This is a genomic window from Cellvibrio japonicus Ueda107, assembly GCF_000019225.1.
In the GTDB taxonomy this organism is placed as follows: Bacteria; Pseudomonadota; Gammaproteobacteria; order Pseudomonadales; family Cellvibrionaceae; genus Cellvibrio; species Cellvibrio japonicus.
Window position 1 is genome coordinate 329,790 of sequence record NC_010995.1, and the last position, 21,544, is coordinate 351,333.

At 36.5% G+C, this 21,544-nt stretch carries 19 protein-coding genes; 1 reads left to right on the forward strand and 18 read right to left on the reverse strand.

Annotated features, from left to right (window positions below):
* Positions 1 to 5: 5 nt before the first annotated feature.
* The 8 genes from CJA_RS01260 to CJA_RS01295 all read right to left on the reverse strand — a co-directional run bounded on the left by CJA_RS01260 (position 6) and on the right by CJA_RS01295 (position 11,534).
* A complete protein-coding gene (locus tag CJA_RS01260; RefSeq protein WP_012485940.1) occupies positions 6 to 1,817 on the reverse strand; it encodes an alpha-amylase family glycosyl hydrolase in 1,812 nt (603 codons plus the stop codon).
* 423 nt (positions 1,818 to 2,240) lie between these two features.
* A complete protein-coding gene (locus tag CJA_RS01270) occupies positions 2,241 to 3,938 on the reverse strand; it encodes a hypothetical protein (RefSeq protein ID WP_012485941.1) in 1,698 nt (565 codons plus the stop codon).
* A gap of 40 nt (positions 3,939 to 3,978) precedes the next feature.
* Complete coding sequence (locus CJA_RS01275) at positions 3,979 to 6,291, reverse strand: efflux ABC transporter permease (protein WP_012485942.1); 2,313 nt, start codon at positions 6,289 to 6,291, stop codon at positions 3,979 to 3,981.
* Positions 6,284 to 6,961, reverse strand: a complete 678-nt coding sequence (locus tag CJA_RS01280) for an ABC transporter ATP-binding protein (RefSeq protein ID WP_012485943.1) — start codon at positions 6,959 to 6,961, stop codon at positions 6,284 to 6,286. Before CJA_RS01280 ends, CJA_RS01275 begins: the two co-directional genes overlap by 8 nt.
* Positions 6,962 to 8,146: an efflux RND transporter periplasmic adaptor subunit gene (locus CJA_RS01285; protein ID WP_012485944.1), complete on the reverse strand. Its 1,185-nt coding sequence runs from the start codon at positions 8,144 to 8,146 to the stop codon at positions 6,962 to 6,964.
* A 1-nt stretch (position 8,147) separates the two neighbouring features.
* Positions 8,148 to 10,190, reverse strand: a complete 2,043-nt coding sequence (locus CJA_RS01290) for a peptidase domain-containing ABC transporter (RefSeq protein WP_012485945.1) — start codon at positions 10,188 to 10,190, stop codon at positions 8,148 to 8,150.
* Positions 10,191 to 10,396: 206 nt separating this feature from the next.
* Complete coding sequence (locus CJA_RS19430; RefSeq protein ID WP_012485946.1) at positions 10,397 to 10,564, reverse strand: hypothetical protein; 168 nt, start codon at positions 10,562 to 10,564, stop codon at positions 10,397 to 10,399.
* A gap of 49 nt (positions 10,565 to 10,613) precedes the next feature.
* The gene (locus tag CJA_RS01295; RefSeq protein WP_012485947.1) at positions 10,614 to 11,534 is read right to left on the reverse strand and encodes a glycosyltransferase family 9 protein; all 921 of its coding nucleotides are present in this window, start codon (positions 11,532 to 11,534) and stop codon (positions 10,614 to 10,616) included.
* Between the two features lie 229 nt (positions 11,535 to 11,763).
* On the opposite strand from CJA_RS01295, the gene CJA_RS01305 reads away from it, so the two are divergent.
* Positions 11,764 to 12,920, forward strand: a protein-coding gene (locus CJA_RS01305; protein ID WP_085953148.1) for an IS3-like element ISPa20 family transposase whose coding sequence is annotated in 2 segments (ribosomal slippage) — positions 11,764 to 12,022 and positions 12,022 to 12,920 — 1,158 coding nt in all. Because the reading frame shifts where the segments join, the coding sequence is not laid out codon by codon here.
* On the opposite strand, the gene CJA_RS01310 is transcribed toward CJA_RS01305, so the two are convergent.
* The 10 genes from CJA_RS01310 to CJA_RS01355 all read right to left on the reverse strand — a co-directional run bounded on the left by CJA_RS01310 (position 12,896) and on the right by CJA_RS01355 (position 21,462).
* Positions 12,896 to 13,549, reverse strand: a complete 654-nt coding sequence (locus CJA_RS01310) for a hypothetical protein (protein ID WP_041550854.1) — start codon at positions 13,547 to 13,549, stop codon at positions 12,896 to 12,898. The genes CJA_RS01305 and CJA_RS01310 overlap by 25 nt on opposite strands.
* Positions 13,546 to 14,787 carry a radical SAM protein gene (locus tag CJA_RS01315; RefSeq protein WP_012485949.1) on the reverse strand — a complete coding sequence of 414 codons (1,242 nt, stop codon included), beginning with the start codon at positions 14,785 to 14,787 and terminating at the stop codon, positions 13,546 to 13,548. The genes CJA_RS01310 and CJA_RS01315 overlap by 4 nt, the downstream gene beginning before the upstream one ends.
* Before the next feature lie 13 nt (positions 14,788 to 14,800).
* On the reverse strand, positions 14,801 to 15,160 hold the full coding sequence (locus CJA_RS01320; protein ID WP_041550856.1) for a hypothetical protein: 360 nt from the start codon (positions 15,158 to 15,160) through the stop codon (positions 14,801 to 14,803).
* An 804-nt stretch (positions 15,161 to 15,964) separates the two neighbouring features.
* Positions 15,965 to 16,429, reverse strand: a complete 465-nt coding sequence (locus CJA_RS01330) for a hypothetical protein (RefSeq protein WP_041550858.1) — start codon at positions 16,427 to 16,429, stop codon at positions 15,965 to 15,967.
* Positions 16,416 to 18,131 carry a hypothetical protein gene (locus CJA_RS01335; RefSeq protein WP_041550860.1) on the reverse strand — a complete coding sequence of 572 codons (1,716 nt, stop codon included), beginning with the start codon at positions 18,129 to 18,131 and terminating at the stop codon, positions 16,416 to 16,418. Before CJA_RS01335 ends, CJA_RS01330 begins: the two co-directional genes overlap by 14 nt.
* Positions 18,132 to 18,142: 11 nt before the next feature.
* Positions 18,143 to 19,384, reverse strand: a complete 1,242-nt coding sequence (locus tag CJA_RS01340; RefSeq protein WP_012485954.1) for a nucleotide disphospho-sugar-binding domain-containing protein — start codon at positions 19,382 to 19,384, stop codon at positions 18,143 to 18,145.
* Positions 19,385 to 19,483: 99 nt separating this feature from the next.
* Entirely contained in the window at positions 19,484 to 20,593 is a 1,110-nt protein-coding gene (locus CJA_RS01345; protein ID WP_148208775.1) for a rhomboid family intramembrane serine protease, read from the reverse strand.
* A gap of 59 nt (positions 20,594 to 20,652) precedes the next feature.
* Positions 20,653 to 20,823 carry a hypothetical protein gene (locus CJA_RS19435; RefSeq protein ID WP_158304041.1) on the reverse strand — a complete coding sequence of 57 codons (171 nt, stop codon included), beginning with the start codon at positions 20,821 to 20,823 and terminating at the stop codon, positions 20,653 to 20,655.
* A gap of 33 nt (positions 20,824 to 20,856) precedes the next feature.
* Complete coding sequence (locus tag CJA_RS01350; protein WP_041550864.1) at positions 20,857 to 21,054, reverse strand: hypothetical protein; 198 nt, start codon at positions 21,052 to 21,054, stop codon at positions 20,857 to 20,859.
* Between the two features lie 150 nt (positions 21,055 to 21,204).
* Positions 21,205 to 21,462: a hypothetical protein gene (locus tag CJA_RS01355; protein ID WP_041550865.1), complete on the reverse strand. Its 258-nt coding sequence runs from the start codon at positions 21,460 to 21,462 to the stop codon at positions 21,205 to 21,207.
* Positions 21,463 to 21,544: the final 82 nt, after the last annotated feature.

Sequence of the window (21,544 nt, forward strand, 5' to 3'; positions counted from 1 at the left end):
CCTTTTTATAAAGGGTGGTTGGAAAACAATAAAACCCCTTTTTCAAGGTGTCCGTGAACAATACATATTTCATTTTCAATACAAATATCAACTAACTGGCCAAATTTTTCAGTAAAGAAATCACTTCCATAAAATTTAGCTATAAAAGAAAAGTCAAATCGAGTATTCAATTCAGGAGAAGAAGACTTGCTTACCAATGCACATATATATTGATCGTTGTATGCCCGCGTGAAAATAAGAGTATCCTTATCGTAGTAATTAAAAATTACATCACCACAGGATAAAAATTTGTGTGAGTTCCTAATATAGATTAAGCGCCTGATAAATTCGTTAATTTCCAATTCACAATCAGTAAAATCAAACCATTTCATACACATCCTACTATCATTTTCAACTGACGAATCCATCAGTCCATATTCTTCACCATAATAAAGGGTTGGAACCCCTGGATAAAAAAATAAGATAGCTAAAGACACATGATAGAGCTTTCGATTTTTATTCAGAATAGAGAAAAAACGTTTTTTATCATGATTTCCAATAAAATTTTGACTTCGTAACAAAAAACCTAAACCAAGCAGTGCCTTAAATCGATTTAAATGCATAACAAACTCAAACGTTTCAAGTTCTCCTGTGCAAACCCATTTTAGCAAGGGCGTATAGAATCCACTGTAGTTTGTTATGCCATCATAATGTTCAAACGGAGTTAAATCTGTAGGATCAAAAGGGTTTTCTCCAAGAATATAGCAATCCCTCTTTTTCGATTTAGCGGAAAAATATATGCCTGATAAAATCTCTTTTTGCAGATCAACATCTGCATAGCGTCCTACCATAGTACAGGCATCAATTCTTATGCCGTCAACATCAAAAGGAGGGCCAAGCCATGATTTAACAACAGAATTATCATTTGAAAAAATGTAATTTCGCAATTCACTGGAACGATAATTCAACTTTGGCAGTAAGGCAACTCCCCAAAAACACTCATATCCATGAAGATTATCTGTGGTACAAAAATAATTTGCGCAGGGCTCTTTTCCATTAATAAAACCATCCAAAAACAACTTGGAGTTTCGACTAATATGATTAAAAACACCATCCAGTATTACTCTAATTCCATTGTTTTTACACTCATCCATAAACTGATAAAAAGCCAGGTTTCCACCAAGCTTTTCATCAATTTCAAAGTAATTTTCTACATCATATCTATGATTGGTGGTCGATGAAAAAACAGGCGTTAGGCATAAAGTGTTAATTCCCAAGTCAATCAAATAGCGAATCTTATCTTGAATACCATATAGGTCTCCCATCATGAAATCAAATTGATCATCACTTGCGGATTTAACATTAAACTCTCGACCATAAAACCTATCTACAAAAATATGATAAATAATCGATTCCTGTATCCAATGCCAATCTTGATTAAGGTAGACTTTGAAGTTTGAAAGATTGTCAACAGAATATTTGTGTAAGCCATTTGGGTCGAAAAATAACTCTCCTTTTTTTGTGGAAATACTGAAACGAAAGGAAAAATTATTGTGGTAATAGTTAGGAATATTTAAAGTGATAACCCATTTTTTAACATCGCTGCCCTGGATTAATGATAATTCCTTTCTGGTTTCATCCCCTAAATATACATATAATAAATTTATCCTTTCAATCAGGAAATTACCCAGTGTCACCAGAGTTAATTTGATGGTTAAGTTTCCATCGTTATAAGATGCCCTAAAAAAAGGAGGAGACTGAAGAAAAAACAGTTTTTCTGTTTCAGAATTGCTGTCGTTTTCAAAAAATGAAATAGAATTGGTGCAGTAAAAATCCATTATTTATTACCAAATCTATATATGAGCTTTTTATGAATTTTGTTGTTCCTGTGGCTGACAAAAAATAAGCAATTTCTCCTGACATAAAAAATGTATTTATTTTCTTTTATAAATTTTTTAATCCATTGAATGGTTGAAGAAAAATTACTGTATTTTAAGCATATCGCATCGATATAAATAAATTTCCCCTCGTTCCATTCATAACCATATTGGGCTATCACTCCATTGTTTATTAGATTTTGTATCGAATACCTACATACTTTACAAACAATAAGATAACCCAACATCTGGCCACCACTATCAGAAACTATTTGATAACCATGGCTCTGATGCGCGATCATGATTGAATTAAGCTCTTCAGGCTTTGTATCGAGTTGATGCATGACTCTAAAATTAAGAATCTTTATTAAAATATCCATATTTTTACTGTTCATATAGCCCATTAATGCAGTCTAAAACTGATGCTAACGCCTTAAAATATTTTCCGAAATCAAATCCAAAAATAGGAGCAATAAAATCAGGATTTAGAACAAATGATAAATATTCGTTAAAAGAAAAAAATTCGCTAATAAGATCATTATCTTTATGGTGCAGATAAAAAATATCTTTCAACGCATCATAAATTAACCTATGCCCATCTACATTAAGGACGGTAACTGTTCGGGAGGTGTTACAGAGCATTACATCTTCAAATACCCATGATGCATATTCAGTGGAAAAACCTATTAGTGCCTCAAGCTGATCATAACACTTATTATCTACCAACTTATAAATAATAGGCTCCAATCTGCCGATAAAATAAAACTCGCACAGATATAAACGCTTTAAAGAACAAATGGCATGTGCAACGTGTACATTTTTTTCTTTAATATTTAAATATTGAGATTTTCTTACAATGAACTCTTTGATAAATTTCGATGTGAAATAAGTAGAGTCACTTCTGTTATTGGAGTATTTTACTAATACGGAGGTGACGAAATTTACTACAAGATCATCTTTTTCTATTTGAGTCGGTCTTCCATAAACCAGATTTTTATTGCCTGTAAAAAGATGGCTGTACACTTCATTAAAAAAATCCAACAATAAAGATTGCTGATGAAAAGGCAGCAGTTCCTTTTCTTGAATTGCAAACAAATATCCAATATGTTTATAACAGCTGGACTTTAACTGAGAGGCGTAATAATCCAGGATAATTCTTTCGTTAAATCGCAGATTATTATATTTTCTTATTGTATAAATCCATTCTTCTAATATAGATACTATGTGGATGCCTTCAGCATGAAAGGGCGTGCTGCCAACATAGTTGTGTACATCGTTGATAAAAGTACAGTTAGTGAGATCCAACCATCTGCCATCTATCGATAAATTTGAGGCTGAAATACTTCCATGGAAAATTCTTGCTATCTTAGAAAATCCAAACTGATCTGCTATCATTGAAGCCATTTTTGCGAGTGCAACAGCAAGCTCTCTTGGATCTCTAAATTTTTTATATAATATTTTGTTTATATATCTCAAGCGATAACTGTCTTGTGGAATATCTTGTATTTCCTTCACATTGTATGCTGGACATGGCAGGAAATGCCCCGGCCGGGTCACTTTTTCTCTGACCAAAATAGCACCTGGTCCGATCTTTCCCCCCGGCAAATATGCAGTTTCATCCCCTGTTATGATAATTCCATATATTTTTACACATCCTATTGGCAATATATTTTTTAACAGAAGATAACTAATGGTCTCTATTACTGCATCAACTAAATTCAATCCGCCATAGCTATGCCAATCATCTGTTGTGTTGGCAGCTAAAATATTTTTTCCTACCCCTTTTAATTGAAAATTTTCCAGATTACCTGTTCTTGCTCCACCACCATTGGTTCCAACACCATTGCCACCATAACGCTCAGCAAATAGCGTTGAAGCAGTGGATAAATCCAATGTCATACCATCTCTCAATCTATAGTCAGGAGAAATTAGAGAAAATTTTTCCTTGAAAATATCGAATCCTCTTAAGCCATAATCACTTTCGAATTCATTCGATATCCAAAGCACTTTAGAGGAAACTATATTTACTACCTGAAACGGCACATGCATATAATTTTCATGTGTTTCTGAATTAACCTGCATCCTTCGGTACCATTTTATAATTTAAAGTCGAGCTAAAAAATCAGAGATGACTATTTTTTGAGTATACATAACGTCTAATAAAAGTCACAGAGATAGCAATGAAAGCTATATTTGAAAAAATAAAGAAAATAACTGAAACACTGGACGATATCATCATAAGTTTATAATCTATCAGATGTTCTATGTAGATTTTTTTAAAACTCGCTATAAATACGAAATATAACAACTGATAAAGTAATACTGATATCAATGTTGCCTTAAATAAGGAAATTATATTTTCTCTGATTAAATAAAATGGGTGAGCACCTATGTTTCGCTTAATAGACAGTTCGTCTTTTTTCTGTTTAACTTCGAAGCCAAGTATTGCAAATATTGTAAAAATAATTATTACTAAGGAAATGAGGCTTATATATAAGCCAGATGAAGTTAAATCATTTACCGCTGGAGTGTATTGCTTTATTTTTTCTGATAGCGGCTTTATTTCACTTAATTTCCATCCTATTTTTTTAAGATCATCTATCAATCTGGATTCAATAATAGATAGATTTTCATTGGATTTTATCAAAAAAAAGTCACTATCTACGTAAAAGTTTTTTGTATCAAAACTGTTGATATATATAATTGGTTGTTTAATTCTAAGATCATCCACAACACCAATCACTTGTTTTGAAATAGGTAACCCCATAATAAGAAAATCAATATTAGAATCGACAATTTTGCTTGTGCTTTCACCTAATAGATCTAACAAAACCTTATTAATAATAATTCCTGGATAATTGTTACTTTCAAAATTTCTTCCGGAAATAAGCTTATTTTTAGTAAACTCAATATAGTTAGGGCTAACAATAGTAATAACACTGTTAATCAGCTCTCCTGAAGGAAGGCTTATTTGAGCCAGCCATGGATCACCAAAGGGATGTGAACCATGAATAGACAAATACTGCTTATTATTATTTTCTGCTTTACTTGCATCCCGCAGTATTTGTATTTTTCCTATTGTGCCACCTGAAGGCATTTCTTGTACTGCGCCGAAATAATAATGATCATCTCTAAATCCTAACATGGAATCTTCAAATTCTTTAGTTTCGAAAAATGAAGATGCAAAGAGAAACATGCAAATTTGTATTATTACACATTGCAATATAAGTGCAGAGTTTCTAAAAATTCTATTCCGCTGTGAGATGGTTGACCTGGAGAAAAAAACATTATCTTTTTCCGAGGTGTAAAATTTAATAACTACTGAATATGATACTAAAATTAAAACGATACTGAATAATGTGACATTTAACAGTGAAAATGAAAAATCATTTACCATAAGGCTTATCAACGGCATACTTAAACAATAGATCATATAAGAAGCCACTATCGGCACAGATGATAATACAATCAAAGTTGTTTTTAACTTTTGGGGATGTATTCCCAATATTTCCATTATCTTAAAGTCACGAAAAGATTCAGTTACAACTACAAGTTGCATTAAGCTGTAGCTTATCGTCACAAATAGCAGTATCAATATGGAAATAATCGTATAGCCAATTCTTTTAACAGTCTCTGCATTGTACTTTTGAGGATCAAGAATAAGTCCTGGCTCAAGAGTAAATGTGAATCCATCTATTGGAAATTTAACGAAAGCAGATGCTGTATATTGGAAATAAGATATATTTGTGTTTCCAAGAGATTGTATTTCCTGATTCCATCGGAAATGCTGATTTTTATCAGCGCGAGTAAACACATAGTTAATCGGAGCGGCTTTGAATAACGCATCCCTATATTTTTTCTTTACAGTAGGATAGTCTTTGTATATTGATTCGTTTCCATCAAATAGTATCCAGCCTAGTTCTCCAGAATCTCCTATGCCATCAAATTCTGTATCAGAAAAACCAACTACTGTGTAAGTGTTTCCAGCTATTGAGATGGAGCTACCAATTTCATATTTATTATTAAGTTTATTAAGCTGGTTATAATTAAGTATTATTTGGTTGTAAGCATTAAGCTGAATATCTTCCCCAAAAAAATCTTTAATGCCAAGCAACGAAAAAAAGTTATTTGAAATCAATCCTATGTCAAAGGCTCCACTTTCGGTTGAAACTTGAGTGACATAAATCGATGATACGTCGCTCTTTAAAAGAGAACTGATCTCATCCGCTTTGTTTTTAGGTATATGTTGGTAATTTTCCTTATTTTTCAAGTAAATTGAATATATATCGCCATTTATGTTGTATTTTTTATTTATTAAATCTGATTTGCTGTCTTTGGATAATTCGGATTGAAACGAAAGAAATATAAAAACAAGCAAAACAACAATAGAGGAAAAAATAAGATTTGGTATTTTAATCGGAACGCTTTTAAACATTCAGCAATTCTCCTCCTTCGATTTTTAATATTCTTTCCGCGCGTTGAGCAATCATTTTATCATGTGTTACCAAGATAAGACTGCACCCAGTATCAACTTGTCTTTCTAAAATACGCATAATAATTAATGAGTTTTCTACATCCAGATTTCCGGTAGGCTCATCAGCAAAGATAATTTTGGGATTGTTAATCAGTGCCCTGGCGATTGCGACTCTTTGTTGCTGACCGCCAGACAACTGATGTGGATAATGATCTATACGATGTCCCATATCAATTTCGTCTAAAATTTCTGCTGCTTTCTTTAGAGCATCTTCCTTATTGCCTGTGGCATATAAATATGGAAGTGCAACGTTATCAATAACAGACAAATGTCCTATCAGATTGAACATTTGAAAGACAAAGCCAATTTTTCTATTTCTAATATAAGAGAGTTGAATTTCGTTGAATGAGGAAATATTTTCTCCATCAATAAAGATACCTCCTGTGGTGGGTTTTTCAATCGTGGAAACTACATTAAGTAATGTTGATTTTCCTGATCCGGATTCACCTGTAATGCTAATAAACTCACCTTTTCCAACTGAAAAATTGGCGTTTTTTACGGCTGTGGTTTTTATTTTTTTTGTGTAAAAAACTTTTGAAATATCTTTGGCTGTTAATATTTTTTCGTTCATTTAATAAAATCCTATAGCTTCAACCTGGCTTCCAAGGCTTTCAAAAATAATTTTTTCGTTACTTATTTCTTGAACTTTTATTTCAATTTTGTTTTTTTTACCGTCTTTATAATGGGCAATAACATTAAGAGTTTTGGAATTCAGTGGGATATTATTTGAGAATCTAATAATGCTAAGAGGTCTATTTTCGTTTGTTTCAATAGATGCATTCACACGAAGTTCAGATCTGAGTATGGTTAAATTATCATCCTTTATTTTGGCAATAATTTTTATTGTTTGATTTTCTACCTTTTGATCTATCTGATATATAGAACCAGCAACGGAGTGTCCATTAACATCTAAAATTACGCGATCACCAATTTTGATTCGATCAATTGATGCAACAGGAACATCCAAGTAAGCCGCCCAAAAGGAAAAGTCGCTAACCCTGCCTAATACCTGCCCTTTGCTGACTACTTTGCCTATTTGAAGAGACTCATCAATATATTCAATATTTCCATCAATAGGAGATTTGATGTTTAATGCCTCTATCGTCGCACTTAAAATACCAAGTTCTACATTCATGTATTCTTTTTTATTCTGCCAATTATTTTCAAATTGCTTTACGTTTAAATGCTGATCTTCTGATATTTTCATCAGTTGAGTTATTTGCTTTTTCAGGAGCTCTATTTCCCTTTTCTTAATATTCAACTCCAGTGTCGGGATCACATCAGGATGCTTGCTATAAGCAAGAAGCTCCGATTTTGCGCCTTCATATTTCGCTTCTATCGATAACTTTTCTAATTCTGTCTTTAAGATATCCTGCTTTAAGGAAATTAATTTTTGTTGGAATTCATACTCTTCATCTGAATATTCTTTTCTCTTTTGAGAAAAAAGGCTTTCAATTTCCGAGTTAAAAACAGAAAATATCAAATCCCCCTTGTTTGTTTTTTCGCCAGCTTTATTGTCGGTTATATATTTGATTTCTCCATCTTGAGGAGAATATAAATCTCTGTATATTAACGGCCTCAAAACACCACTGGTTCTAATTACCAGGGAAGATGTCAGTGGCTCCACCTTATACAGGGCGCTATCCTCTGATTTAAATAAATAAAGAGTTATTGCTACAACTACAATGAGAGTTGATATTAAATAAATTTTTCTATGGCTGAAAAATTTATTATTAACCTCTATTGGCTCATCCATTTTATATTTCTCTGAGTGTGGAGTTTTTGAGTTCGAAACATCTATCAGAAAATCCTAGAATTGAAGACCTATGAGTAATAGAAATTGTAGTCATTTTTAGTCCTATTATATTTTGCATGAGCTTTTCCTCAGTGCCAGCATCTAGGTTTGATGTTGCCTCATCGAGAATAAGTATTTTGGGCTTTTTATATAAAGCCCGGGCCAATACCAAACGCTGTAATTGACCTCCAGATAAAACGGTTCCATTAACCATCATTGATTTTTTTCCTGATGGTAAATTACTTAATACATCGTCCAGTAGACATGTTTTAATAATCTGATCAAAGTAAGATTCATCTGGAGAGGGGTCAAACATTGTAATGTTATCTTCAAAAGTTCCTTCAAAAATATGAGTCTCCCCTTGGGAAACTATCCCCATATGCTTTTGTATTGAGCGGTAGTTATCAGCGTTAACTTCATTATCATCAATGAACACTTGTCCGTTTTCGGGGAGTAAGTTTCCTGAAACTATTTTGATAAATGTTGACTTGCCTATCCCTGATTCTCCTGTAATAACAATATGCTCGCCGGGATATATTCTTAAATTTGCATTACTCAAAATATTCTTTATCCCATAGGAAAAAGAAACATTTTTTATTGTTAATGCTCCGTGCTTTATATCTGCGTTATCATCACCGTTTGATAAGCTATCCAATATATCATCCAATCTGGAAAGATGAATGGCTATTAGATTTAATCCGGTAATATTATCGATTAGTGAAACGAATCGGGAATTAAAAGTCATTCTTAAAGAATATATTGCCGCAATAGCGCCTATTGTAATAAGCCCACTTTTGCTAAAGGTAATAATCAAAAATGTTAATAGACTAAGCTCAATTGCAGTGCTGAGTTGCCTAAAGAAATCTATTCTTGCATAGAGCTGAGAAGACTTGATTTCAGCTTTGGCTGATTCATACGTTAGATTTAGCCATTGATGGTATCTTAACTCTTCGCTTCCTGTTGCTCGAATTGATTCGATTGATTGAATGGTTTCAAGAAGATTGGAGTTGGATTTAGATTGATAATCTAATTGCCTATACAAACACTCACGAATTTCCTTTTTGTTTACTAAATAAATTAGAAGAATTAATAGGCATCCTGATACTGTAATCAGAGCAAATTGATAATTATATTTAACTAGAAAAAATATAGAAGTACATAGAAATATTGAGTCAATGAATATTGACAAAAACTCGTTGGAAATCAATTTTCTAACTTCAGCGATAGAGTCAATACGGGTAAGGATTGACCCTGTTGATCGCCTTTTAAAATAATCAGCATTGAGAAGAATAAGTTTTCTAACAAATAACTTGCCTAATTGAAGGTTAACTCTAACAGAGAAGTGAGAGAGTAAATTCGACCTTACATATTCTGAAATTCCTGGTAACAGCCACATACCAAAAATAATTGCTGCCCACAGCATTGTATTGCCAGGATTGGGGTCATCTATTGATCTTTGAACGATTGTTGGGAAATACGCAACTAATAACTGTGTTGCAATAGATATTAAAATTATTGGAATCGCAATTTTTTTAAATGATGCTATGTTTTTTATTATTAGATGTAGATAATCGGGAATAATCCTGTTTTTCCCTTGTTGTATAGGTTTAATATTGGGGGAAGGCGAAAATTCAAAACAAATACCGGTAAAGCTTTCATTCAATTCCTTTTGTTTAACGACTCGCTTTCCATAAGCTGGATCATAGATAGTAGCCTCACCCGATTGGATCCTTTCAAGAACCACATAGTGATTCATATTCCAGTGTAAAATTGCAGGTAATTTGATTTTTGTAAGATCAGCAAGATCAATTCTTAATGCTCGACTGTTAATATCATATTTGTTTGATAGATATATAATTTCTCTCGCAGAGATCCCATAAGGTCTGTCCCTTAGATGATTTCTCAGATCTGAAAGTTTTATATTTAAACCATAGAAATTGAGGATCATAGCAATTGCAGCAAAACCACAATCGGAAGACTCTGATTGATAGACGGGTGAAATCATGAATAGCTCAAACTAATATATTTTAAGGAGGGCCATTAACACCCCAAAGCTAAGTAGATAAGCGAAGTAATACAGCCAATTAGGGACGTCAATAAAAACCTTCCCAAAATTTGAACTGCCAAACTTTTCGATAGCTTCTTTGCGAAATAGATTATTCATAATGTACACCTCCCTTCGAATACGAAGGGAGGGAACCATCTGCTTATTTAACAGAAAGTACTGGCAGTATTACTGAAACCACGCCCCTGAAGAAATGAACAGCCGGCACCTTGAATAGCATCAAGTTCTTGCTCAGCAAGTAGTCTGCCAACGATTTCTGATGCAATCATGGCTTCGCTTTTTTCACCTGACACTTTTCTTTCATTGATTTCCATAAAAAACTCCTGGTTTATTGGGTTGAGCCAAAAATATTTTGGCCCTGTTTTATTTGTCAGCCAAAGAAGACTTCAAAAAAGAAGTTATTTCACATCCTCTTGATCGAATCTCTTTGATTGACAAATTCCTTCCATCGATCACTAATGATCTAGAATATTTAGGCCCCCAATTGTTGACTGAGGTTGCCGGAAAAAATGAAATAATGGGAAGCTTGATAAGGTCCGCAGCATGCAAAATACATGAGTCAATACAGATAAGTAGTGATATGTATTGAAAGAATTGCATTACTATCGATATATCTAAACCTTGTAAATTTACAAACGTATTATTGTCTAACATTACACTCAATTCAGTATCAACTGGATCAACTACGATCAATATTGATTGCGGGTAAATTTCTTTGACTATTTTGATTACTTCTACGAAATAATCAGCGGAAACCATTTTTTCTTCTCTGGTATGGGTATGGATACCGATCAACAATGTTCCGGGAGAAAAAGCAGAATACAACGCCGAGGCATTTACTTTACTTGAGTCTGGTAGCACAAGGGGGTAAGAGTATCGATTTACGTCTATTGCTTTGTTAAAAAACATAACCACACTAAAATATTGATCAATCATATTTCGATGATCATATTCGATTAAATTAGTGCAATACTCACTAAAGTAACCAAAAACTATTTTGTCTTTTAAAAAAGGTTTAATGCCTAGCTGATTTACAATGTCCCAGGTCGAATAGATTACAACAATATCTGTTTCTTCAATGCAAGTTAAAATGTGCTGATTGTCATTGTTATAGTCATTTAGAAGAATTGATTTTTTGGTAAACTCATAAAGTACATTATCAAAATATCTTGGATTGCTGAGTATTTTTATTTCTGATGAAACTTCCATTGCTAGCGCTCTGAGTGCGGGAAGCATCATGATACTATCACCAATTCCATTATCAGCTATTACAAAGAATTTCATTAAGCATTTCCTTTGGTTCGATCTTTCCTCTTAGCATAAATGTCGAGTTTATCTGATTATTACCTGGAACTGTCGCATCATGGATCAGGTTTTCTGTTGGTGCTATATACGCTTCACCTGGATTAATCTGTAAGGAGTAGACAATGGATTTTGGGTGTTCATTAAAATAATGATCTTGCCCAGCACGAGTGGACACCCCGTTAAGCGATAAACTGCAACGAGGTGAACCATGGCAAGAACCGCTACCCCGATGAAACAGAACCGTACCCGTCACTCCCAAGCCTTCAAGAATGAAGCGTTAGCGCTGGCCGAGCGAATTGGCGTTAGTAAAGCGGCCGAACAGCTTGGTCTTCATGCGTCTCAGCTCTATGGATGGCGCAGTAAGCAGCAGCAGACCCTGAGCAGCAGTGAGCGCGAACAGTCACTGGCCGACGAAAACGCCCGCCTCAAGCGGCTCCTGGCCGAGCAAGCCGAAGAACTGGCCATCGTAAAAAAGGCCGCGGCGTACTTTGCGAAGAGCCTCAAGTGAAGTACGCCTTCATGAGGACACATGCCCCAGCGTTTTCGGTGAAAGCCATGTGCCGTGTTCTGGGTGTCGCCCGCAGTGGTTTCTACGCCTGGTGCTCACGCGAGCCATCCACGCGCCACCAGCAACGGGCCGAGCTGGATCAGCGGGTCGCGCAAGCGTATAACGCCCGTAAGGGCCGCAGTGGCGCCCCGCGGCTGTGCCATGACCTGTGGGAAGCCGGGCTGCGCTGTAATCGCAAGACGGTTGCAGCCTCGATGCAGCGACAAGGCTTACGCGCCAAGGCGGCCAAGAAGTTCAAGGCCACAACTAACTCCCGACACTCGCTCCCGGTGGCAGAGAACCTGCTCAAGCAAGACTTCACAGCATCAGCACCCAATCAGAAATGGGTGGGCGACATCACCTACCTGCACACGGACGAGGGCTGGCTGTATCTCGCCGTAATCATTGATCTGTACTCGCGCATGGTGGTCGGCTGGGCCATGAGCGAACGCATGACGGCTGACCTGGCCTGCGATGCTCTGCACATGGCGCTGTGGCGGCGAAAGCAGCCAAAGGGAGTGATCGTACACAGCGACCGCGGCAGTCAGTACTGCTCAACGGCTTATCAGGGTCTAATCCGCGCTCATCAGCTGCGATGCAGTATGAGCGCGAAAGGCAACTGCTACGACAATGCGTGTGCAGAGAGCTTCTTCCACAGCCTGAAGGTCGAATGCATCCATGGCGAGCGCTTCATGAGCCGCGCCCAGATGCGTGAAACCGTGTTTGAATACATCGAAACCGACTATAACCGCCAGCGGCGACATAGCACGCTGGGGCACATCAGCCCGCAAGCCTACGAGGCCCGGATGAGTGCTTGAAACTGTGTCCACGGTTGCTGGGCAAGATCATAATGAGTAGAAAACTCTTTTCCTTCATATTCATTTTTATAAATTGAATTCTCTCTTACCAATGAGTCAACCGACCTATCTATAAATAATAAGTTTCTGCTTGTGGGACCAAGATTCATTACAAGCCTATTGGATGAAGACAGCCTGTTGCATAATTGAACTGAATCCCAGCTATCAATATGCAATCCGACCTTATGAAAACTCTTGTAATCTCTAGTTATTGTTTTTTGAGAATCGTTGGTTGTGCAAATCCCAATTGGATGAACCTCCCCGCCAACCTTAACTTTTTCAAGTATGTCTTGTACTATCCCTTTGAGTAAGCTTTCTTTATTTTCGGGTAGTTCGCCAGTAGAACAAATATAACTTGCATTGTGATTAGCAACCTTAATTAAAAAAATTGTGTTCCCAATGTCACCAATATATTTTTCTAATAGGATCTTATTGTACTCATCGTCAGATAATTCTAGGGGGATTCCAGTAGGTATGTAGCTATCTATTAAATAACCTTCTTCATACTCATATTGGGCAAGGCCAATACCAGAATATTTGGTAAGCCTATTTCGCTTATCTTTAATATCCATTGAAAAGATGACTTTCATATCTCTATTATTCTTTCGTAGTTTTTTAGCTTTGCCGTTGGATTTTGTGCTAATAAATGATTTAGTTCATTGGTTGGGTATCCATTAGCTACAAGAAACCTGGATAGATATTGGTAATATATTTTTAACGGTACACAGTAAATTGAACGATTGTCAAAGCCTTTTTTTCGAGAGTATCGATGTGGCAACTCCCCGCCTTTGCAGATGTTTTTATATTCGCACTCACTACATTCACGGGGAATAATTCCTTCCTCTTCATCGAGTGTTATATACGTGAGTGAATTCAGATAGGCTTTTAAAGATGTATCTTTAATACTGGGTGATGGCTGCATTTTTCTCCAATCAGTACACATAAGATTGTCATTGACAGACATCAAGCCATCTGTTGTAACTGCAATAATAGCGTTATATCTTGTATTTTCTGAGTATCTGTAATTTTTAAAATTTACCCGCTGAAAAAAATTTATGTCTTTTTCAATGAAAATAATCGGCTTTTGTAATGGATTATCTTGCGTGATCCAGACATTGAAAATATCTTTCAGTGCCTTTGTGATCCCCTCCATGTTGAAGTCATTAGGGATGTCATCGTGACAGTAATTGGGCATTAAAAAATTAATTGTCTCAAATCCCAATTGATAGAAATGATTTAGCAGTTTTTCGTAATTAAATTTTGGATTAATGACAGAAATGAGGGCAGGCTTAATGATCTTATTAGAGCTGGATGCGTCCATGAGCAGTTTTATGCCATCCACCGTTTTTTCATAAGACCCATTTCCGTGTATGTCTATTCTGTATTCATCATTAGCGTCTTTATCACCATCAAGGCTAACACCAACAGCAATATTTTGACGGGAAAAAATGTCAATCCATTCTTCATCAACCAATACAGCATTTGTTTGTATTTTAAAATTTAAAATACATTTTTTCTGTATTTTTTCCCTGAATAGATTGCAATGCTGTTCAAAAACATGCTTTTTTAACATGAGCGGCTCACCGCCATGAAAAATAATATCAACCTCTTTAAGATCCAGTTCGTCAATGGCATCCTGTATTGCAATAATAATCCACTCTATGGTTTCTGCTTTTACACTGACACTGGATTCTTTCCAGGTGTTATCTTCTTTAAAAAACCAATAACAATAAGTACATCTGAGATTGCAGGTGGAAATTAATTTAAGAACAAATTGAACTTTATTTAGGCTTTGAATTTTTAAATCCCTGGCAATAATTCCGTGCATCACAAAATCCTTTTTAGTTCGATGACATTAACTCGACCGAATCAACGCCAGCAGTAACTTTGTATTCTGTCGCATTTACATCAATGAATATGTATGTTCCATTTTTTCCGATATCGTTTCTCACTTCTACCATCGGCTGATCTACGGTTTTGAATTGATAAACTTGATCCGCTTCTTCGGTATAGGTTTCAATGGTAAGACTATAACCATTCTCGAAAATAACATTTATTTTCTCGTTTTCCCCTTTCTGCTTTGATACCTGCAAGTTGGCTGGCTCATCTTCTACTTGTGCCTTTACAAATATTTCTGCTTGCACAAATGATGAAAAGAAAATTAATGCGACAGAACCCAATGCTTTATTAGCTTTTTTCATGTTATTTTCCATGCTTATAGCGATTTTAGATTTTTTTAAAACAAAACTGTATAACGCTAACACTAAGGTTGTAGCGCTTTCAATATGAATACCTATGCATTAAAGCGTTATTTGGCGCCTTCATTTGGTTGACAACGAAATCATTTGTTTTGAAGTGATTTTTCTTATTGCGAGAAGTATGTCCCTTGAAGGTTATGGGGGCTTTATGTTAGGGCATGGGTTCGTATGCTTAGATACAATTTTTTGATTTCACAATGCAAAGGGAGTAGACGGCGTCCCACTTTTTTCTGGCACATCATATTAAATCAACTCATTGGTGTTGAACTCCCTGTTATACATTTCAACCGATATTGCATTACACACCGATATTTCCTAGCTTGGTACGGAATCCACGGCTGGGCACAGGTGATGTTGGTGGATGATAAGGGTTCGCTGTTTAGCGCGCGTATTCATTATTACAGCCATCAACATTTCCTGCGTCCGCTGATATTTTTTATCCGCAATGCACTCCAGCACCAGTAGTGGTCTGGCGACCTGCATTCCGTCTTGTTGCCCGTTATATCCTCGATCACCGCCGTACCGGGGAACATTATCCCGGATACATCACAGACATTGACCTCTCCTTCTGCCGGGAAACTATTGCCCAGCAAACAGGCTTGCAACTGAGTCATTATTTGCAGATAAAAACAGATCTGGAAATGCAATTGAATCAGGCAATGCGTCAAATTGACTGGCTTTCTTCTGGTATGTGATTTTAGTCGAGGACTATCCTTTTGAATTATTTATCAGGCCTTAAGTGGCTGCTTATATTGTGGAGTTATTAGTACTTTGCAGCCATGATCTGGGTAGTCTCACAAGCTTAATAGAACCATTGTTGTTACAAAAAAACTTCAATTTCCCTTTTTTTACATAGGCAATTAGTCGGTATTTTTTAAGCTGGGGTACCAGTGAAGCTAAAGATTTTTTAAAGAAATTTTTTCTGAAAAAACCGTCCAATATATATAAAATTTTTCCTTCACGATACTCATGAGGGCGTAATTTGTATTCAGGGTTGGCAGCAAGCAACCTAAGTGTGTATTTGGAGATTTTAGCAAAGGCAATACTTACCAAAGGTTCACCGTTTTCTGTTTTGGCTATTATTATTTGCCTGTGCTTGCTTGCCTCCAACAAGCAGTGAAGCTGATCAGCATCAGCCCCAGATTCATTCGTCACACGAAGTACTATAGCCTCATTTAATAAATCTGCGCCTTGATGTTCAACAAAATACATTTTTCACTCCATTAAAACTGTTCATCGCGTCCCTGTCTAAAAGGGAAAAAAGGCGTTTTAAATACGGATAAAAATCGTAATCTTGAATGATATAGCCACTCTTATTGGTATCTATGATGGTTCTCAAAGAACAAATATCATTAATACGCCTTTCAATCCCATCTCCGTCACGATAGATATACTCATCCGCCATACTGCTATATCCTATTGACAACCTATTGCCTGAATAAATTGTGCTTTGTTCGGATAGTAAATTTTCGTATATCCAATTGGTAACACGGTCGTTTTCTTTAATAATTTTCGCTGTATCATTTACTCGCCCGGCTGCACAATAATCATCGACTGTACGGCCAATATAGGTGATGAAAAAGTAGCTGCTAAGGATGGCTCTTTTTATAGTTTGGATTACAAAGGTTTTGTAAAAACTCTGCTCATCCTGTCCATGCCAGCCCAGAGAGCGTGCCATAATAGTCATCAATGCATTGAGATCTTGGGTAAATTCAGCCAGAAACTTACTGGTTTTCGTTGTATCAAGATTATGTAATATGGAATAGAGGCTGGCGGTTAAAATGTCATTGACAAAGTCAATTGCATCTGTTGTAGGCAGAATGCTGGTTTTTATGGGGGAACCCATCGAAAATAAAGAGAATAATCGAGATGCTACTTTTCGCCATTCCAGAGTGCAGGAAAGTTTAGTGGACATTTCCCTATCTAGCCCGAATAGGAACCCCATATTGATGCAGGCATACTGATAAAACTTCTCTTCGTAGAGCTTTAAAAAATGTTCTTCAACAGATGTATCGGTTAAAAATTTGTGTATTAAATAGAACCATTCTTTGGCTACCAATACAGGTGTTGATGCCTCTTCAAAATAGCTAGTGACTTGTCCATAATTGCTCCCCGAGACCACAAAACTGCATAGCGCTGTATCCAATACGCGGCCATCCAAGCAGATATTCGAGGGCGTCAAGGCATTATGGGATAATCGTGCCATCCTGAAAAAGGACAACTGATCTGCACACTTATCCAAAAAATGTTGGATCAACGTATAAAATTCAGATAGCAAAGATTGCTTGCCAATACTTTTATAGATGCCGAGCACCCTAGAATAGTCAGACCGCATAAGCGAGCGATGTTCTGGCTTTAATCTGAAGTTGACACAGGGTAAAAAATGACCTGGCCTCACTACTGTCTCTCTAACCATAAGCACACTGGGAGCCTTGTTGCCATTATGTAGTGCAGAGGTATCATCCAGCAAAATTAAACCCTTGATCGTCTGTGTACCAACGGGAGATATTTTACTCAACAGTCGTGAATAGATGATCTCTTTCACTGCACCTTGTATATCCAGTCCTCCGTAGGAGTGTGATCTAAGTGCTCCATCTCCAGCCAGCGCATTGGCACCGCCCCCTTTTATTTGCATACCATTAATATTGACTACCCTGGCACCGCCTCCGTTAGTACCTATACCAAATCCGCCATAGCGTTCTGCGAACATCGTTTGTGTGATACCTGGGTGTATTCTGGATTCATCGGTAAAGAAATTATTTTTTGTAACCCATGAATAATTATCAAGAAATAGATCATTTGACATAGCATCACTGCTATTGGCAGATTGATCTCGCCACAACAACCGTGTACTGGAAATTTTATTCACTTCAACAGGAAGTTGATTAAAGGATTCAGCCAATTTAATTAACATACTTGTGTTCCTTATCCTTGTAGCGAAAGGAGAAACTTTACTGAGGCCGCTGTCTCGTCTGTGGTGAGTGCCTGATATTCTTTCACCTTTTTTGCGACGGATTCGGATGACATCACGTCATTAACAATGCTCGCTATCTGATCCACGGAGTCATTTAAAAAATCTACCGAATTGCTAATGCCCAATTGCCAGAGCAGGAAGGCGTTATCAGGTTGATCAAAAGTGTAAGGTGAAATGACCTGTGGAATACCACAGGCTAGTGCTTGTGCGCAGGTGCCTATGCCTCCATGATGTATAACTAGCGCTGAGCAAGCAAACAAATAACTGAAGGGAGCCGATGGCAGTGTTAAAACAGGATTATCTCCATTGTCTATAAACCTGGCGGTTTGTGAGTGAGCAACAAATACACCTGGTTTCCTGACTACGCGACAGAGGTGCCTTATTTTATCGATTAATTGGCTGGTAACCGGTATCCCCGTACCAAAGGTAAATGCCAAAGGCTTACCATATTGGGTGATAAATTCATCTAATTGTTTGTTGCTATGGTTATCCGGAGTGTTTCCCAAAATAAAACCTGTATTCACTAACTGTGTGGGCCAGTCTCCGGGATTGGGTTTAAACCACTCAGGAAATAATGCCAATATCGAAGGGCTAGATTGCATGCTGGGTAAATCCTGAATAGTCCATTCTGATAGCCCTAACTCTTTTCGGGCTGGATTTATCAGTGGTTTGACCAGCCTCTCTAAGGTATCTCTCTTCGCCTTCTCCTGAATTTGGGGCAATATTTCACTCCAAAGGCGCTCCTCAACTTGCCTGCGCATGGGATAGGCCGGGCTTAGGATGGAGCTCACCCCATAGGGGGCAAGCACTACCTGGCACGATTTTAGGCCAAATTCCTCGGCAGCCATTCTGGCCCCTGATAATATATCCTGATAAATAATCAGTGGATTATGCCTTTGCTGAACCACCCGTTGAATGGCTTTGAACGTGGGCTTGATGGCAGGAAAATGGAATTCGTTGTAGTGGTTTTGTGAGTGATAGCGTGACCAAGTAAGTGGACTGTTATAAGTGTTTTCATAATCTGTCTTGGTCGAGACAGGTAAGCACTCAACTCCCATTGTGTCCGCCAAAGGAATAAACTTTTCACTGCCAATAAAAGCCGCTTTCACTCCACATGCATTGAGTGATGAAGCTAATTTTATAAATGGAAGCGCGTCGCCTGTTGTGCCAAGTGAGTAAAGTAAGTAATCCATTTTTTAAATATACACTTGTGTGAATTATTGAAAAATAAATAAAAATAATATCGAAAAATATAAATCAATTTATTTGTGATTGCTGCTCCTGCTAACTATTCAATGCATAAATTTAAAGAAAGAGAAAATACATAATAAGAAAATAACCAATGAAATTAACTTATCTGTTTTGATAGATTTTATAATAGTAAATCTTGATACAATAAAATATAAGCTCCCCCCAATAACTCCTCCAATGTGAGCATAGAAATCTGAATTATGAATATATAAATCTGATATGACTTGAAAAATTAGAATAATAATTGCCCACCAAAAAGGCATTGGGTCAACCGATGGTTGTAATGCCTCTTTGCTTAAAATTTTTAAGGCTATATATGATCCAAATAAACCAAAAATTCCACCGGATGCGCCAACTACTAAATTGAACGGAGAAAATGCCAGTGAAAAAATCCAACCAGAAAAGGTTGATAGAATGAGAATATTAAAGTATTTAGCTCTGCCAAAATATTGCTCAAGCATTCCACCAAGAACGCCAAGAGAAATAAGATTAATCAATAGATGTACAGGGTTTAAGTGTAGAAAAAAAGCAGTTATAAATCTGTAATATTCACGGAACTCAATTGTACTCTTTGAAAACGCAAAATTATCCATTATCCATAAAAAATCATCTTTGTTTATAAAGAACAGTATGGAATTTAATATAATCATTATAAAAACGACAGAGTATGTCACAAGCTGCTTGGAGCAAGCAGAAGCTATTCCTTTCCAACTAGGTTCATTGTGATGAGAGTATTTTTTTTCAACCCATCCCAAGCATTTCACTAATGCATTATAGTCTCTATCGTCCTCGAACATGTCTTCAGTAAATATTACTGGAAAGCTCCCATTAACACCCAATCTACACATGTTGCCATTCTTCTTTGCTCCATAGGATTGAACTTCAATGGATTTTATATCTGAATTCCTAATTTTTTTTGTTGATAAAAGCCTGGTGACTAGCATGTAATCACTCATTATCTCAACGGATAACTGTCTCCTTGATAATCCGAACAATATCAGAGAGCAAATCAGGTTGTAGAAAATAAATATCTCTTGTGTGTTTGTTGGCCAAAAACCATGAGAAATGACATAAAAAATAATAATATTTCCACAGGCCAAGATGGCAAGCAGAGACCTAATAGGGTTTTTATTCTTTATTAAAAATTTCATATAAGAATATTCGTAAAAGACTGAGAAAAGGGTGTCTACGGGAGACACCCTTGATAGTACTAACCGAAAGTCGAATTGCTAGCTTGATAACCAGCGCCACCCCAATCTCCACCATCAGAACCACTACCGATAAAATCTGCTTTCGCTCTGAGTACATTGAGTAATGAGGCTAATTTTATAAATGAAAATGCATCACCTGTTATTACAGATGAGTAAAATAAATAATCCATCTTTATATCATTACTCTATTTTTTTGCACTATATTAATGCTTATTGTAGTTATGTGATTTTAATATTTTTTTGGTTGCACACAGCATAGATAATATTGAAACACACAATATTGCTAAAAATACCCAAGTGGATTCCGATTGCTCTATGGTTTTAGTTATCACTAAAACAGCAACGGCCCAAGTAGATAAGCCCAGTGCAATAGCAAATAATTGCAATTTGGTATTAACCATGATCACTCCTTACTTTGTTAAATTTATAAGTGTGACCTGCTTGGCCACACTTATAGTGTCATAATGAATTTTTACCGTACAAGGGAGAGCCCATAGAATTAATTGGCTCTCTCGTAATATATCCGCTATTGGATTATTTGCTAGTACACATCAACCCCAGCCAAGGGCATGATATGTAGCTCCACCCGAGAGAATAAGTGACCCCGCAACAAACCCCCAAGCTACTGGCCCTGCTGCCACAGTGGCCGCACCAATCACAAAGGCAGTTGACATTCCAAGCATTGCCCAATAACTGCTGTCTGTCCCATATCCTCCACCCGATCCTCCAGATATAATTTGTAAATCTTCGACAGAAACTTCTTCAAAGTTAAACTGTTCGTAGTTTCTATCCAAACCAAAAGTATTCATAAAACAATCTCCTAATTATTAATTGTCCAATAAAACTAGACATCCAAGTTAAAGTACTATCTGCCTTCCTGCAGATTTGACC

Excerpts from the sequence above, each read along its gene's own strand:
- CJA_RS01260 (WP_012485940.1), bottom strand. The coding sequence starts at position 1,817 with ATGGATTTTTACTGCACCAATTCTATTTCATTTTTTGAAAACGACAGC.
- CJA_RS01270 (WP_012485941.1), bottom strand. The coding sequence starts at position 3,938 with ATGCAGGTTAATTCAGAAACACATGAAAATTATATGCATGTGCCGTTT.
- CJA_RS01275 (WP_012485942.1), bottom strand. The coding sequence starts at position 6,291 with ATGTTTAAAAGCGTTCCGATTAAAATACCAAATCTTATTTTTTCCTCT.
- CJA_RS01280 (WP_012485943.1), bottom strand. The coding sequence starts at position 6,961 with ATGAACGAAAAAATATTAACAGCCAAAGATATTTCAAAAGTTTTTTAC.
- CJA_RS01285 (WP_012485944.1), bottom strand. The coding sequence starts at position 8,146 with ATGGATGAGCCAATAGAGGTTAATAATAAATTTTTCAGCCATAGAAAA.
- CJA_RS01290 (WP_012485945.1), bottom strand. The coding sequence starts at position 10,190 with ATGATTTCACCCGTCTATCAATCAGAGTCTTCCGATTGTGGTTTTGCT.
- CJA_RS19430 (WP_012485946.1), bottom strand. The coding sequence starts at position 10,564 with ATGGAAATCAATGAAAGAAAAGTGTCAGGTGAAAAAAGCGAAGCCATG.
- CJA_RS01295 (WP_012485947.1), bottom strand. The coding sequence starts at position 11,534 with ATGAAATTCTTTGTAATAGCTGATAATGGAATTGGTGATAGTATCATG.
- CJA_RS01310 (WP_041550854.1), bottom strand. The coding sequence starts at position 13,549 with ATGAAAGTCATCTTTTCAATGGATATTAAAGATAAGCGAAATAGGCTT.
- CJA_RS01315 (WP_012485949.1), bottom strand. The coding sequence starts at position 14,787 with ATGCACGGAATTATTGCCAGGGATTTAAAAATTCAAAGCCTAAATAAA.
- CJA_RS01320 (WP_041550856.1), bottom strand. The coding sequence starts at position 15,160 with ATGAAAAAAGCTAATAAAGCATTGGGTTCTGTCGCATTAATTTTCTTT.
- CJA_RS01330 (WP_041550858.1), bottom strand. The coding sequence starts at position 16,429 with ATGTATTTTGTTGAACATCAAGGCGCAGATTTATTAAATGAGGCTATA.
- CJA_RS01335 (WP_041550860.1), bottom strand. The coding sequence starts at position 18,131 with ATGTTAATTAAATTGGCTGAATCCTTTAATCAACTTCCTGTTGAAGTG.
- CJA_RS01340 (WP_012485954.1), bottom strand. The coding sequence starts at position 19,384 with ATGGATTACTTACTTTACTCACTTGGCACAACAGGCGACGCGCTTCCA.
- CJA_RS01345 (WP_148208775.1), bottom strand. The coding sequence starts at position 20,593 with ATGAAATTTTTAATAAAGAATAAAAACCCTATTAGGTCTCTGCTTGCC.
- CJA_RS19435 (WP_158304041.1), bottom strand. The coding sequence starts at position 20,823 with ATGGATTATTTATTTTACTCATCTGTAATAACAGGTGATGCATTTTCA.
- CJA_RS01350 (WP_041550864.1), bottom strand. The coding sequence starts at position 21,054 with ATGGTTAATACCAAATTGCAATTATTTGCTATTGCACTGGGCTTATCT.
- CJA_RS01355 (WP_041550865.1), bottom strand. The coding sequence starts at position 21,462 with ATGAATACTTTTGGTTTGGATAGAAACTACGAACAGTTTAACTTTGAA.